Origin of the sequence: Pseudomonas sp. CFBP 13602 (genome assembly GCF_014842725.1) — a bacterium.
Lineage (GTDB): Bacteria > Pseudomonadota > Gammaproteobacteria > Pseudomonadales > Pseudomonadaceae > Aquipseudomonas > Aquipseudomonas baltica.
In genome coordinates this window covers 20,204-33,910 of the sequence record NZ_JACYVT010000007.1, presented here as the reverse complement: position 1 = coordinate 33,910, position 13,707 = coordinate 20,204, and the positions used below count along the sequence as shown (strand labels likewise).

Annotated in this window: 10 protein-coding genes and 2 pseudogenes; 5 read left to right on the top strand and 7 right to left on the bottom strand. The window is 63.5% G+C overall.

Features of this window, described 5'->3' with window-relative positions; genetic code table 11:
* Positions 1-20: 20 nt before the first annotated feature.
* The 3 genes from IFU31_RS15290 to IFU31_RS15280 all read right to left on the bottom strand — a co-directional run bounded on the left by IFU31_RS15290 (position 21) and on the right by IFU31_RS15280 (position 2,128).
* On the bottom strand, positions 21-812 hold the full coding sequence (locus IFU31_RS15290; protein WP_192103584.1) for a phosphate/phosphite/phosphonate ABC transporter substrate-binding protein: 792 nt from the start codon (positions 810-812) through the stop codon (positions 21-23).
* Positions 809-1,759: a fatty acid desaturase gene (locus tag IFU31_RS15285; RefSeq protein ID WP_192103583.1), complete on the bottom strand. Its 951-nt coding sequence runs from the start codon at positions 1,757-1,759 to the stop codon at positions 809-811. The genes IFU31_RS15290 and IFU31_RS15285 overlap by 4 nt, the downstream gene beginning before the upstream one ends.
* A gap of 144 nt (positions 1,760-1,903) precedes the next feature.
* A complete protein-coding gene (locus IFU31_RS15280; protein ID WP_122712920.1) occupies positions 1,904-2,128 on the bottom strand; it encodes a hypothetical protein in 225 nt (74 codons plus the stop codon).
* Between the two features lie 221 nt (positions 2,129-2,349).
* On the opposite strand from IFU31_RS15280, the gene IFU31_RS15275 reads away from it, so the two are divergent.
* Positions 2,350-3,372, top strand: a complete 1,023-nt coding sequence (locus IFU31_RS15275) for an aldo/keto reductase (protein ID WP_192103581.1) — start codon at positions 2,350-2,352, stop codon at positions 3,370-3,372.
* On the opposite strand, the gene IFU31_RS15270 is transcribed toward IFU31_RS15275, so the two are convergent.
* Positions 3,363-4,955 (bottom strand): putative bifunctional diguanylate cyclase/phosphodiesterase, encoded by a 1,593-nt coding sequence (locus IFU31_RS15270; protein ID WP_192103579.1) that lies wholly within the window; start codon positions 4,953-4,955, stop codon positions 3,363-3,365. The two genes, IFU31_RS15275 and IFU31_RS15270, sit on opposite strands and share 10 nt — an antisense overlap.
* 249 nt (positions 4,956-5,204) lie before the next feature.
* On the opposite strand from IFU31_RS15270, the pseudogene IFU31_RS21920 reads away from it, so the two are divergent.
* From IFU31_RS21920 to IFU31_RS15260, 3 genes and pseudogenes are all read left to right on the top strand, one after another.
* A pseudogene (locus IFU31_RS21920) lies at positions 5,205-5,987 on the top strand (MCP four helix bundle domain-containing protein); the annotation flags it as partial.
* Positions 5,982-6,845: a methyl-accepting chemotaxis protein gene (locus tag IFU31_RS21915; protein WP_425311990.1), complete on the top strand. Its 864-nt coding sequence runs from the start codon at positions 5,982-5,984 to the stop codon at positions 6,843-6,845. The pseudogene IFU31_RS21920 and the gene IFU31_RS21915, both read left to right, overlap by 6 nt.
* A gap of 180 nt (positions 6,846-7,025) precedes the next feature.
* The gene (locus IFU31_RS15260) at positions 7,026-9,077 is read left to right on the top strand and encodes a TonB-dependent siderophore receptor (RefSeq protein WP_192103854.1); all 2,052 of its coding nucleotides are present in this window, start codon (positions 7,026-7,028) and stop codon (positions 9,075-9,077) included.
* A 21-nt stretch (positions 9,078-9,098) separates the two neighbouring features.
* On the opposite strand, the gene IFU31_RS15255 is transcribed toward IFU31_RS15260, so the two are convergent.
* From IFU31_RS15255 to IFU31_RS15245, 3 genes are all read right to left on the bottom strand, one after another.
* Positions 9,099-10,340 carry an arsenic transporter gene (locus IFU31_RS15255; protein WP_192057366.1) on the bottom strand — a complete coding sequence of 414 codons (1,242 nt, stop codon included), beginning with the start codon at positions 10,338-10,340 and terminating at the stop codon, positions 9,099-9,101.
* Positions 10,322-11,572, bottom strand: a complete 1,251-nt coding sequence (locus tag IFU31_RS15250) for an MFS transporter (RefSeq protein ID WP_192057365.1) — start codon at positions 11,570-11,572, stop codon at positions 10,322-10,324. Before IFU31_RS15250 ends, IFU31_RS15255 begins: the two co-directional genes overlap by 19 nt.
* A gap of 96 nt (positions 11,573-11,668) precedes the next feature.
* On the bottom strand, positions 11,669-12,796 hold the full coding sequence (locus tag IFU31_RS15245) for an MFS transporter (protein WP_192057364.1): 1,128 nt from the start codon (positions 12,794-12,796) through the stop codon (positions 11,669-11,671).
* Positions 12,797-13,138: 342 nt separating this feature from the next.
* Between IFU31_RS15245 and IFU31_RS21910 the strand changes: the two are divergent.
* Positions 13,139-13,648: pseudogene (locus IFU31_RS21910) on the top strand (MCP four helix bundle domain-containing protein); the annotation flags it as partial.
* Positions 13,649-13,707 lie beyond the last annotated feature (59 nt).

The following is a 13,707-nucleotide window of genomic DNA, read 5'->3' as shown; positions in this document are numbered from 1 at the left end:
TCGGCCCAAGCGATGCGAGGCTACCACAGCTCGGCTTGTCCGATATGCCGCCGCGCCTTGTCCCGATACTCCAGCAATACTTCGTAATCGGCGAAGGCCGTTTCCTGCACGGTCGTTATAGCCAACACTGCCGCAACCTCTGGCAGATTTGCCAGTGCCGCATTCATGGCCTCGCGCAGCAAGCCTGGCTCTGGCCCGTGGAGGCTGGTGATATAGGGCAATGTCGGCGCATTGGCCGTGCGTTCCACGACCCGCACGCCGGCGACTTCATTCGGGGCATGGCGAGCCAAGTAGGCAAAGGTAACGCTGTCGATGGCCGCCAGGTCGGCGATGCCTGTGGCGACGTGGGCAATGCTCTGGCGATGACTGCCGGTCGCTTGAACGCTTTTGAAGAACCGACCTTCCCGCACATGGGGGATCAGCGCATGGCGTAGCAGGTTCATGCCACTGTTGGAGTCGAGGCTGTTGTAGGCGCCCCGGCAATCGAAGAATTCGGCGAGGGTCTGCCGTGGGTCATCGAGGCGAGCGATCAGCAGGCTGCAATGTTGTCCGGCCTGTGCCTCGGGTAGCGCGAAATGAGGTCGGCCGACGATACGGACCCGATGCTTGAGTTCAGTGATCAAAGGCAAGCCGCAGGTCTGCGCCAACAACAGTCGTGGATGCAGCCACAGCTCCGCGAGTGAACCCGGCCAGGGCTTGGGGCGGTCGGTGCCCAGCAACTGCAGGGTTTCCTCCAGCCAGCGCTGGTACGCCTCACCGATTACGGCGGGCGTGGGATACATGGGCAGTGCAGCGATCACATCGGCGCTCATGGCTGGGTGCCTCGACCTAGAGGATGCAGAGGACTGTCGACGGGGGACACGGCATAACGCCGAAACAGCTCGCTGTAGCCATTGACCAAAAAATGTCCGCTGCGTTGCAGCCAGTCCGTGCGGCGCTCGCGGTACACGCGGGGCAGGTAGTACCAAGGCAACCCCGGCAGGTCGTGATGCACCAGGTGCAGGTTGAGGTTGAGAAACAGCCAGCGCCAGGGCCAGCCCGCCTCGTTGAGCACCGAGCGCTGCTCTGGCGCGTCGGCAGGGCGATGTTCGTAATAGGAGCGGACCATGGACAGCGCCAGCGCCAGAACGCTCGCCAGCAGGTAATCGATGACAGCCACGCCGTGGGCGGTGATGAACCCGCACAGCGCCAGCACGCAGAGCAGATGAGTGCCCCACATCAGCCACGCTTGCGCCTCGCCGCGGACCAAGCGTGCGCACTGCTCTTGAACAAGGCCGGCAAGCGCCAGGGCCGGGCCTACGCAGAGACGGCCCAGCAGGGTCTTGTTCAGCCAGTGCAGCGTCCGGCCGGGCCCCGCGCTGCCTGACCAGGCCCGGGCATCGAGGTATCGGCTTTCCGGGTCGTGGCGCGGCAGCGTGATCGTCTCGTCGCGGTGATGGGCCAGATGGCTGTCGCGGTACAGGGTGTAGGGATACCAGACGGCCAGCGGGGCATAGCCCAAGACCTTGTTGACGCTGCGCCAGCGGGTAGGGTGGCCATGCAGAAGCTCATGCTGCAGCGACATCCACAAGGTAAGCAGCGGCACCAGCAGCAATACGGTGAGCGGTCGCCCGATGGCCGAACCGAATTCGATCAGCGCCCACCAGGCGCCATAGGTGCAGAGCAGCAGCAGCCAGGTTGGCCAGTCGCTGCGCGCGGTCCAGGTATTCTGCAGTTTCAGGATCGATTGGCGGTGACGGGAATCGAGATAATTGGGCATAAGGACGACACGAATGCTGATCGGTATGTCGTCGACACTAGCATTGGTGCTTATGCCTGGATAATCACTAAACGGTTTCAGTAAATTCCTGAATGGAATAAGAGGCTTGTATACTGGACTTTGTGGGATACGAGGCTTTTCGAGCTACGCCGCCTTGGCCATCCTGGACGCGGCCCCTTTTAGATCTTGAATGGACAAGGCCAGAGCGCCCGCCTGGTTTTCAACGAGCAAGACATCATCTATGAGATGGTCGATGTTTCTGCTGCGCAGAAACAGGGCGTGGCCGCGGAGCATTTGGTAGATCATTTCCAACTGACGTGCCGCGTCATGGACGTCTTCCTGCATTTCCGTAATGTGGGTGGTGGGCATGCGGTGCTCCGAGGGCTCTATCTTGGTGTAGGCGTCCTGGCCACGGGATGAGCGTTGTTTCATTTGAGTGTGATCAGTCTATCGGCCATGGCCCGCGTAGCTTAAATAGTCTTTTCCGATAGAGGCTATAGGCCATCATGTTGCTGGATGGGATCGGATACGCCAGCATCGAAGAACAGGGCCTTGCATGGCCGGCTGTTTTGCTAAAAGAGGACTTTCCGATGAGCGACGTCAGATACCGCCGCCTGGGCCGCCATGGCCTGCAGGTTTCCGAAATCACCCTGGGTACGATGATGTTCGGCGGCCAGACCGACGACGCCACCGCCAAGCGTATCGTCGACGATGCCTTGGAGCAGGGCATCAATGCCATCGACACGGCGAACAACTACAACGACGGCGCTTCGGAAATCGCGGTGGGCAAGCTGATCGCCGGCCAGCGCTCGCGCTGGGTGCTGTCGAGCAAGTTCGTCAACCCCAACCCAGGCGTGCAAGGGCCGAATGGGCGCGGGGCTTCGCGCCACAGCGTGATCGAGTCGGTGGAAGGCAGTCTGCGCCGCTTGCAGACCGATTACCTCGACCTCTACTACGTGCACCGTGAAGACCCTTTCACGCCGGTGGAAGAGACCGTGCGCGCCTTGGCCGATCTGATTCGCGCCGGCAAGATCCGCGGCTACGGGCTGTCGAACCACAGCAGTTGGAAGCTTGCCGAATTCTGCCGGGTGGCAGACCTGCTGGGGGTCGAGCGGCCGACCGTGAGCCAGCCACTGTACAACCTGGCCAATCGGCAGATCGAAGCCGAGCATCTGCCGGCAGCCGAGCATTATGGCATCGGCGTGGTGTCCTACAGCCCGCTGGCGCGAGGCGTGCTGACCGCCAAGTACGACCCCGGTGCCGAACCGGGTGTCGACACGCGGGCGGGGCGCAGCGACCCGCGCCTGCAGCAGACCGAGTGGCGCCCAGAGTCGCTGAACCTGGCGCAACGCATCAAGGATCACGCCCAGGCCCGCGGCATCACCTCGGGGCAGTTCGCGCTGGCCTGGGTGCTCAACAACCCATTGATCAGCTCGGCCATCGCCGGGCCTCGCACCGAACAGCAATGGCGCGACTATGTACCGGCGTTGCAGTACCGGTTCACCGCAGAGGACGAGGCGTTCATCGACGCCCTGGTGGTGGCGGGCCATAGCTCGACGCCTGGCTACACCGACCCGAGCTACCCGGTGACCGGGCGTCGGGTTCAGTTCTGAGCTGCGGCGCAGACCGTCAATGGGGCATGGACGGCGGCGGCGATGGTGCTCCCTGCCTGTGGGCGGCCATATAGATAGCCCTGGGCATAGTGGCAACCATTTTCCGCCAGCCATTTCGGCAGGTAGGGCAGGTGGAAGTCCTCGATGCCTTCGGCCGTGACCTTCATTTTCAGGCTGCGTGCCATCCCCAGGATGGCTTCCACCATGGGCAGGTGGTCAATGCTGCCGGCCTCGAAGAAGGACCGGTCTATCTTGATCTTGTCGATGGACAGCCGCGTCAGATGGTACAGGCCCGAATAGCCAATGCCGAAGTCGTCCAGCGCCACGCTGATGCCGTAGGCGTGCAGCTTGCTCAGGTTCCGCTGGGCGGCGTCGAGGTTGCCCACCAGCGCTTCTTCAGTGATCTCCACTTCGAAGCGCTCGTAGGGGAAGCGTTCATGCCTGAGTTGCTCGGCCAGACGATCGGGGAACAGCTCGTCGGTGATCATGGTGGCGCTGACATTGAGCGACAGGTGCAGTGTGTCGTCCCAGAAGCTGGCCGCCCTGCAGGCCTGCTTGACCAGTGAGCGGGTCATGGCCGGAATCAGGCCAAGGCGCTCCAGTATCGGGATGAAGTCGGTAGGCATGCCGGTGCTGCCGTCGGGCCGGGCCCAGCGTGCGAGCACCTCGAAGCCTACGATCGTCTGCGACGGAAGGGTGACGATGGGTTGGAAGAACGGCACGATTTCCTCGCGCTCCACCGCGTGCCTGAGGGCTTGGTCGAGGTCGGCTTGGGCCCGCAGCTGCCGCTCGTATTCATTGTCGTAGAAATTGAACATGGAGCGGCCAGCGTTCTTTCCCCGGTACATCGCCGTATCGGCGCAGTGCAGCAGTGCGGACGCCTCGGTGGCATCGATCCAGGAACGCGATATGCCAATGGTCGCGCCCAGCCGCACGGGGGTGGAGGGTTCGACAAAGGCCTCGCTGACCCGCTGGATGGTGGTTGCGGCAATGTCGCTCAACTCGCGCGCATCCCTGTAGTCCAGAAACAGCAGGCAGAATTCATCCCCACCCAGTCGGGCGGCGGTGCCACCGTGCAAGCGTGCGATGTGCTTGAGCCGGTCGGCCACCTCGACCAGCACGCTGTCTCCGCCAGAGTGGCCATGCTGGTCGTTTATGGCTTTGAAGTGGTCCAGGTCGATCAGCATGATCGATACGCAACGGTGCTGTGCAAGCCGTTCGCACAGCAGGTCCATGAAGCCGCGACGGTTGATCAAGGCGCTGAGGGAGTCGTACTTGGCCAGGGTTTCGGTTTGAAACTGGATCCGCTGCAGACGCCGGTAGCTGAGTTGAGTACTGGTGACCATGCGCTTGAGCACGATGGTCGGCACGATCAGCGAAATCATCGAGAACCCCGAAGATGTCAGCACGAAACGCCAGCGTTCGGCATCTTCGAAATCACCGTCGTAGGGCAGGTTCAGCCAGTGCATCACATAGGCTTCGAGGTGGAACTCCCACAGGATGGAGAGCCCCACGATCGTGAGCAGCGTCAGCGTCAGCAGCATCGGCAAGCGGCATGGATTACGGCGGTTGAGATCGTTCATGGGCGGCATCGCAAGGTCATGCGGATAGAGTGATGTCAGACAGCCATCATCGCATAAGCGTTCATACCGCTGATCGTATGGCAGGTGCATTTGGTCGCCACGACAGATGGTAGGGCCAAGTGGCCACACGGCCTGCGAACACTATTCAAGCTTCCTGCGGCAATGCCGATAGCGGGTTCATACCGCCCACGACGCTAAGGAAAGTGCCGAACCCGGGGCTTTTTTTGGTGGACCTGACAGGATACCTGTATGACGTGGCTTCGCGATGCAAAGTTATCTTCCAAACTGATTGCGGCCTTCGGGTTGTGTGCGTTCATTACCCTCGGCGTCGGCCTGCTGGGGGGCCGCGGCGTCAGTCAGCTGTCGGACAGCCTCAAAGGCGTGTTCTCTAACAACCTGGTGTCGGTTGCCAAGACGGCCGAAGCCAAGAGCAAGGCGATTGCCCAGCTCAAGGACCTGTACGCCCTGATCGCCGCCCATGCGGAGAACGATTCGCAGGGTGTCAAGGACTCGATTCGCCAGAGCATGAACACAAACCTGGCGGACAGCGAGAAGGCTTTTGCGGCGTACCGCAAGACGCCACTGGCCGACGACGAGCGTGCCGCCGGCGACAAGATGGAACGTGACTGGCCGCTGTATCAGGCGCAGCTGCAGAAGGTCCTGTCGGTGCTGGACACCGGCGATGTTTCAGCGGCGCGCTCGCTCATGTCGGGGGAGATCCAGCCGGCCTATCGCACCGTCATGGACGAGTTGACCGTGATGGTCGAGTCGAACAACCGGCAGATCCAGGAAGGCGCGCGTGACGCCGACGAGCAGGAACAGGCGGCAATCACCGTGCTCTACATCGGCATCGCACTGGCCTTTCTGGCAGCACTGGCACTGGGGCTGTTCATGAGCCGCCTGATCAGCAGGCCCATCGCCACCGCGGTGGCCAGCGCGAAATTGATCGCCAAGGGTGATCTGACCCACAGCATTGGCAGCTCGGCCCGTGACGAGACCGGGCAGCTGCTTGCCGCACTCGGCGAAATGCAGGAAGGCCTAAAGGCCACCATCCACCAGATTGCCGACGCCTCGAACCAACTCGCTTCGGCAGCCGAAGAGTTGAACGCGGTCACTGAAGACGGCAGCCGTGGGCTGCTGCGTCAGAACGACGAGATTCAGCAGGCGGCCACGGCCGTCACCGAGATGACGTCGGCCGTGGAAGAGGTCGCGCGCAACGCCATCTCCACCTCGGAAGCCTCGAAGACTGCCAGCAGCCAGGCCACCGATGGCCTGACGCAGGCGCGCAATGCCGTGGAAGCGGTGAACAATGCCACCATCGAAATCCAGTCCTCGACCACCATCGTGGAAGACCTGGCGGTTCAGGTGCGCGATATCGGCAAGGTGCTCGACGTGATTCGCGGTATCGCCGAACAGACCAATCTGCTGGCCCTCAACGCGGCCATCGAAGCGGCCCGCGCCGGCGAACAGGGGCGTGGTTTCGCGGTGGTTGCCGACGAGGTCAGGGCACTGGCGGCGCGTACCCAGTCGTCCACGGGCGAGATCGAAAGCATGATCGGCGCGGTGCGTTCGCGGGCAGACCAGGCAGTCGCTGCCATGGGCAAGAGCCAGGGGCTGGTAGGGGACACTCAGGTATTGGCCAAAGCCACCGGGGATGCGCTGCAATCCATCGCCACCGGGATCGCGCAGATCAACGACCGCAACCTGGTCATCGCCAGCGCCTGCGAAGAGCAGGCCCACGTGGCCCGTGAGGTCGACCGGAATCTGATCAACATCCAGGACCTGTCGACGCAGACGGCCGCAGGCGCTCACCAGACCAGCGCATCGACCCAGGATCTGTCGCGCCTGGCCATCTCGTTCAACGATCTGGTGGGTCGCTTCCGTCTCTGAATTCGTCTCTCAGGTAGTAAAAAATCGTACAGCCGATTCAGCAAATGACCGCAATAGTCCGTACAATTGAGATGGGACGCATTCGCGTCTTCTATCCAGTACGGAGTTACACGCGTGGTCAAGTCGTTGAATCGGGCCCATTCCTGGGTGCTGTTGTGCTCAGTCCTGCCTTGCCTGGCCATGGCGGCCACCGAGCTGCCATCCAGTGTCATCCAGGCCACCGGCGAAGGTGAGGGCGATGACGGCTACGCCCGCGCGCGCGGCGAAACCGCCAGCAAGAGCGCCACGCAGAACCGTGATGAAGCGCAGACCATCAATTCGGTGACGGCACGCACGCTGGACGACTACCAGGTCAAGGATTTGAACGACGCGATGCGCTTCGTCAGCGGTGTCACCCAGACCAACACCCTGGGCGGCACCAAGGATGCGCTGATCAAGCGCGGGTTTGGCAGCAACGACGACAACTCGATCCTGCGCGACGGCATCCGCTCGGCCATCGGTCGCAACCTGGGGGCGACCACCGATCATGTGGAAGTGCTCAAGGGGCCGGCCTCGCTGATGTATGGCGCGCTCGAACCGGGCGGGGTCATCAACGTCGTCAGCAAGCAGCCGCAGTTCACCCGCAGCACCACCCTCGGCGCATCCGGCTTCAGCGAGGGTGGCGGTTCGCTGTCGCTGGACACCACCGGCCCGCTGGGCGATACCGATCTGGCCTACCGGCTGGTGGCCGAGCGCAGCCACGAGGATTACTGGCGCAACTATGGGACCGACGAGCACACCCTGATCGCTCCGTCGATTGCCTGGGTCGGTGAGCGGGCCAGTGCTTCGCTGGCCTATACCTACAACGACTACGCCAGCCCGTTCGACCGTGGCACCGTGTTCGTCGCTGGGCGACCCGCCGACATCAGCTACCGCGACCGCCTCGACGAGCGCTGGGCCAAGACCGTGGGCATCAGCCAGAGCACCACAGCGAAGTTCGAATACCAGCTGGGGGACGCCTGGCGCAGTCGCCTGACCTACGGTTGGACCCAGGATCGCTACAGCCTGGCCATCGCTCAACCCAACACGCTCACCGGCAACACGCTGCGGCGCATCGCCAATGGCGGTCACTACGATTACGAAAGCCGCTACACCGCGCTGGACCTGATCGGCGACCAGCAGCTGTTCGGCCAGCGGCATGAAATCGTGGTGGGCCTGGACAACGAGTCGCTGGACAAATACCGCGGCAAGACCTACCGCAACGCCAATACCGCCGCCGGCAATATCGACATCCGCAACCCGGTCTATGGCCGTCTGGCCGAGCCGGTCACGGTCAGCGCGGCGCAGAGCAATGCCGAGAACAACCTGGTCACCACATCCATGTACTTCAAGGATAACTGGCACCTCAACGATCGCTGGATCCTGGTGTTCGGTGGGCGTCAGGCGCATTGGGACCAATACAGCGATCAGGGCCTGGGCCGCTCGTACGCGCCCGGTGCCGATTCCAACGGCGACGAATTCATTCCCTTTGGCGGGATCGTCTACCAGCCCAGCGAAACGGTGGCACTGTATGCCAACTACAGCCGCTCGTTCGTGCCCAACGACGCCGACGATGCAGGCAACAGCTTCAAGCCCACCGAGGGTCGCAGCTACGAAGCCGGAGTCAAATACACGCCAACCGCTGCGCTGAACGTGAACCTGGCGGTGTATGACATCGAGAAGAAGAACCTGGTCAACAGCGTGCTGCAGAGCAATGGCGACAGCCTCGACGAGGCGGTCGGCAAGGCGCGCTCGCGCGGTGTCGAGCTGGATGTCACCGGTCGGATAGCCGAGAATTGGAGTGTGATCGGCACCTATGCCTACAGCCATACCGAAGTGCTGAAGAACGCCGAAGCGCCCGAGCAGGAAGGCAATCGTCTGCCCAACGCGCCGATGCACACGGCCAGCCTGTACCTGACCCATCATCTGGCCTTGCCCGCGCAGACCGGCCAGTGGCATGTGGGCGCAGGCGCGCGCTACGTGGGCGAGCGGCCGGGCGACAGCGCCAACAGTTTCTGGATGGACAGCTACACCCTGGCCGACGCTTTCGTGCGCTGGGACCTGCCCACCCAGGGTTACGAAACGCGCCTGCAGCTGAACATCGACAACCTGTTCAACAAGCAGTATTACCCAGCTACCACCGGCAGCAGCACGCTGCAGGTGGAAGAGGGCGCGTTGCGCACGGCGCGTCTGACCGCGACCGTGAAGTTCTGAGACGCGAATGCGCCTGCGGCCTCAAAGCAGCCACAGGGCGGCGATCAGGGCCGGCGGCATGACCACGGCGCCAAGCTTGAGGAACGTCCAGGCGCTGATTTCGACCCCTTCGCGGCGCACCGCGATCAACCACAGCAAGGTCGCCAGGGAGCCGGTGACCGAGAGGTTGGGGCCCAGGTCGACGCCGACCACCAGCGCGCCGGTGACAGTGGGCGGCAGGTGCGCCAGTTCGTTGATGGACCCGCTGAGCAGGCCGATCGGCAGGTTGTTGCCGATGTTGCAGGCCAGCGCCACCAGGCCTCCTGCCCACCAGTGCGCCTGGGCCGGCGCGTGCCTTGCGGCCTGTTCCAGCCAGTTGGCCAACTGACCGGTCACGCCGGTCTGGCCAATGCCTTCCACCAGCACGAACAGCCCCGCTACCAGCGGCAGCACGCCCCAGGCCACGCCCTTGCACACCGGCCAGGGATTGCTTCTCTGGTACAGGTGGACGACGGCGAGGGTGCTGACGGCGGCGAGGAACGTCGGCAGGCCCAGCGCTTCGTCCAGGGCCGATACGGTCAACAGCAACACCGCCGTGACGGCCAGCCCGCAGGCGGTGAGTCGAGCACCTGCGCTCAGGCGGGGCAGTTGCTCGACGAGTTGCAGGCGCTGCTGCAGATGGCGACGCTGGGTCAGGCGCAAAACCAGATAGGTCATGGCGATGGCCGCCACGGACGGCAGGCTGAACATGGCCAGCCAATCGAGCAGCGGCGGCATGTGCTTGCCGAATATCACCAGATTGGCCGGGTTTGAAATCGGCAGGACGAAACTGGCAGCGTTGGCAATGAACGCGCAGACGAACAGATACGGCAACGGGTTGACGCGTGCTGCCCGGGTGGCCGCGTACACGGCCGGGGTCAGCACCACGGCCGTGGCATCGTTGGACAGGAAAACAGTCACCACGGTGCCGACCACGAACACCAGATCGAACAGCCGTTGCGCACTGCCGCGGGCCTGGCGGGCAGCGACGGTCGCCAGCCAATCGAACAACCCTTCACGGCGGGCCAGTTCGGCCAGCAGCATCATGCCCACCAGAAACAGATAGACATCGGTACCTTTAAGTACCGCTGCCAGTGCCGAAGACCAGGCGATCAAACCGCCAGCGACCAGACCGATCGCTGCCGCCAGCGCCCAGACGTATTCGGGGATGCGCAATGGCCTGGTGATGATGCCCAACGTCGCGAGGAGGCTGACGCCCCAGATGATCAAGCTGGCGTGGGGCAAGGCGTGGCATCCTGTTCAGTGGCGCGGCGCAGGGTTTCCGGCATGGCAGTGAGCAGCAGGACGAAGGCCACCGCGGCGACCCCGGCCAGGGTCAGGAAGGCTGCGCTGTAGCCGGCCTCCTGCACGACCAGGCCGGCCAGGCCGTTGCTCAGCGCAGCGCCCAGGCCGAACGCCGTGGTCAGGGCGCCCAGGCTGACGTTGAAACGCCCGGTACCGTGGGTGAGGTCTTTGACCACCAGCGGAAACAGTGCACCGAACAGGCCGGCGCCGATGCCGTCGAGCAGTTGCACGCCCACCAGCCAGTACGGATCATTGGAAAACGTATAGAGCACACCGCGAATCGGCAGGATCAGGAAGCCGGCCAGCAGCAGGGGCTTGCGCCCCCATTGATCGGCACGCGCACCCACCAGCAGGGCGGCTGGCACCATCACCAGTTGCGCGGCGACGATGCAGGCCGAGGTCAATGGGGTAGCCATGCTCAGGTCGATCTGCGACAGCTTCTGGCTCACCAGCGGCAGCATCGCCGCGTTGGCCAGGTGGAACAGCGCACAACACACCGCGAACACCAGCAGCGCCCGGTTGCCCAGCAGCACCTTGAAGCCGGAGGGCTGTTCGTGACCGTCCTTGTGGTGTGCCTCCAGCCCGCGGGCGACGTCGTGGTCGATGGCATCGGCCTTCACGCAGCTCACTGCCAGTACGCTGGCCAAGGCCATGGCGGCCATCAGGTAGAACACCGCGACCGGTCCGAACAGGTAGGCAAACCCGCCCGCCAGCAGGGCGGCGAAGGCGTTGCCTGCATGGTTGTAGGTTTCGTTGCGACCGGTACGCCGGGTGAAGGCCTTGGGCCCGGTGATGCCCAGGGAGATGGCGGCGATGGCCGGAGCGAACACCGAGCCGGCGATGGCGCCAAGTGCCTGGGTAGCGGCCACCAGGCCGAACGAAGTAATGAAAGGCAGTACCACGCAACTGGCAGTGACCAGCAAGGCGGCAACCACCACCACCGCACGTTTGTGCCGGGTCTTGTCGATCAGGGCACCGGCGGGAGTCTGGGTGAGCAGCGCCGCCAGCCCGGCCAGGGTCATCACCAGGCCGATACTGCCGGGGTCCCATTTGTGCACCGCCAGCAGGTAGATTGCCAGATAGGGTCCGAGCCCGTCACGGACATCGGCCAGGAAGAAATTCAGGCCGTCGAGAGACAGCGCGTTACGCCGCGAAGTGGCAGATGTGGCCAAGGCAGTGGTCTCGAATGAGGGCAGGCAGGTACAGAACTGAGTGGGCGGATCGAGCGTAAGTTCCGGGCTCCACAGCGCAATCGAATGAAGATTCTGCTAGCGGGTTTTGGGCCTGAGAAATATCGCCAGAAAGGCAGGCAGGGCAAAGGCGAAAAGGGCAGCGGTGACACCCATGGCGCCCATGGCTGCACCGAACAACGGCGCGCCGGCCGTCTGCCCGAGTGCCAGGCACAGGAACGGAAAACCCAGGCCCAGGTCGGGTCGATCCGGCAGCAGTGCAGTGCCCTGGATCAGGTACGCACCCGAGGACATGATGTAGGCCGCGCCGAACAGGCCCATGGCGACGAAGCCATAGGCGATGCTGAACTCGCTAGCGGCCAGGGTCAGGATCGCTGTGACGATGGCCAACAGCGAGCCGCCATGGATGACGGCCGTACCGAAGCGGTCGATCAGCACGCCGGTGGCGGCGCCGCTGACCCCGGCCGCTCCCAGCACGATCCAGGCCCAGGCGATGCCGCTGTCGCTGACCCCGAACGCGCCGCGCAGGATGTCGGCGCCGAAGGTCCAGATGGCAGTGCTCGACAGGCCCATGGCGAAGGCACTCAGGCAGAGCAGAGCCAGCCCCGGTCGGCCAATCAGTTTCAGGGACATGCCAGCGCCGGTGTCACTGCCACCACCCTGCGGCAGGGCCCGCCACAGCCAGACGGTGATCGCAGCGCCGATCAGGGCGAACAGGGCATACAGCTCACGCCAGGCGTCCACGGTCATGGCCGCAGCGGCACCCGAGAAGACGATGCCGGCAGCCGTGCCGGCGTTGATCGCCGCATTGGCCTTTGCGCGGCCGGCAGCGTTGAACCGAGCGGCGACTGCACTCGCCAACGGTGGTGAGGTCAATCCGGTGCTCAGCCCGGCAAGTGCCACACCGGCACCCAGCATCCACCCCGATGAAGCGACCACGATACAGGCCATTCCCACCGTGGCGGCCAGACCCGCGAGCACCGCAAGGGTGCGTGGCGTGAACGTGCCGTTGAGTACGAACGTCAAGACGATGCCGGCGCAGTAGGCCGCGAAGGCGCCGCTGCCGATCCAGCCTGCGGCCGTGGCGTCCAGCGACAGCTCTACGCGCATCTGCGGCAACAGCAGGCCATAGGCGAAACGCGCCAGCCCGTACGAGAGCGCGGTGAGGGCAAATGCCGCCGCTACCAGGTTACGACCGGCGTTCATGATTCCCGGACCTTTGCGTAAACCGTGAGGGTCAGCGTGGCCTGCCTGGCCTCATCGGCAGCGACCACGGCGACCTCCCTGGCGGCAGCTGGCGCACCGTCGAAAACCGCTGGAATTTCTGAGTGGTTGTCCATCAGGCGACTGTAGAGCGATCGTTTTGCGTGTCAACCGAATGCTACAACTCACAGCGGAATTAGTTTGATAGCGTTTAGCTATCATTGCTCCGCGAAATGCCAATTGGCTTCCTTGCCAGCAGCGCCGTAACGTCCGCCGCTTCGGCGCGACTGCACCTTCGGATCGCGCGCCTTTTCCGTCCTCATCGGGCGAACTTTCGAGCCTGCCATGAAAAAACCTCTGTCTCTGGCCACGCGCATAGCCCTGAGCTTCGCGGCCATTCTCGCCTTGTTGGTGATGATCACCGCCATCGGCATTCAGCGCGTTGCGTTCATCGATTCCACGTTGAGTGACGTGAGCGAGAACGCGGCAAAGATCCAGCGTTACGCCATCAATTTTCGTGGCAGTGTGCACAACCGTGCCATCGCCATCCGTGACGCGGTGTTGGTGGACAATGATCGCGACCTGGAAAAACACCTGGCGCAGGTGGCCTCGCTGGAAAAAGACTATGTCGATTCCGCCGCGCCGATGGAGCAGCTGTTTCAGAGCGCTGGCGTAACAGGCGAGGAGCGTCAGTTGCTGGGGGCCATCAAGGGCATCGAGCGGCAGACCCTGGAATCGACCCGCACGCTCATCGAGCTGCGGCGGGGCGGTGATGTGCAAGGTGCCCAGGCCTTGCTGCTGCGCCAGACTTCGGATGACTACAGCGAATGGCTCAAGCGCATCAACGCACTGATCGACTACGAGGAAGCCGCGATCAAGGCCAAGTTGGGTGATGTGCAGGCTACCGCCAGCCA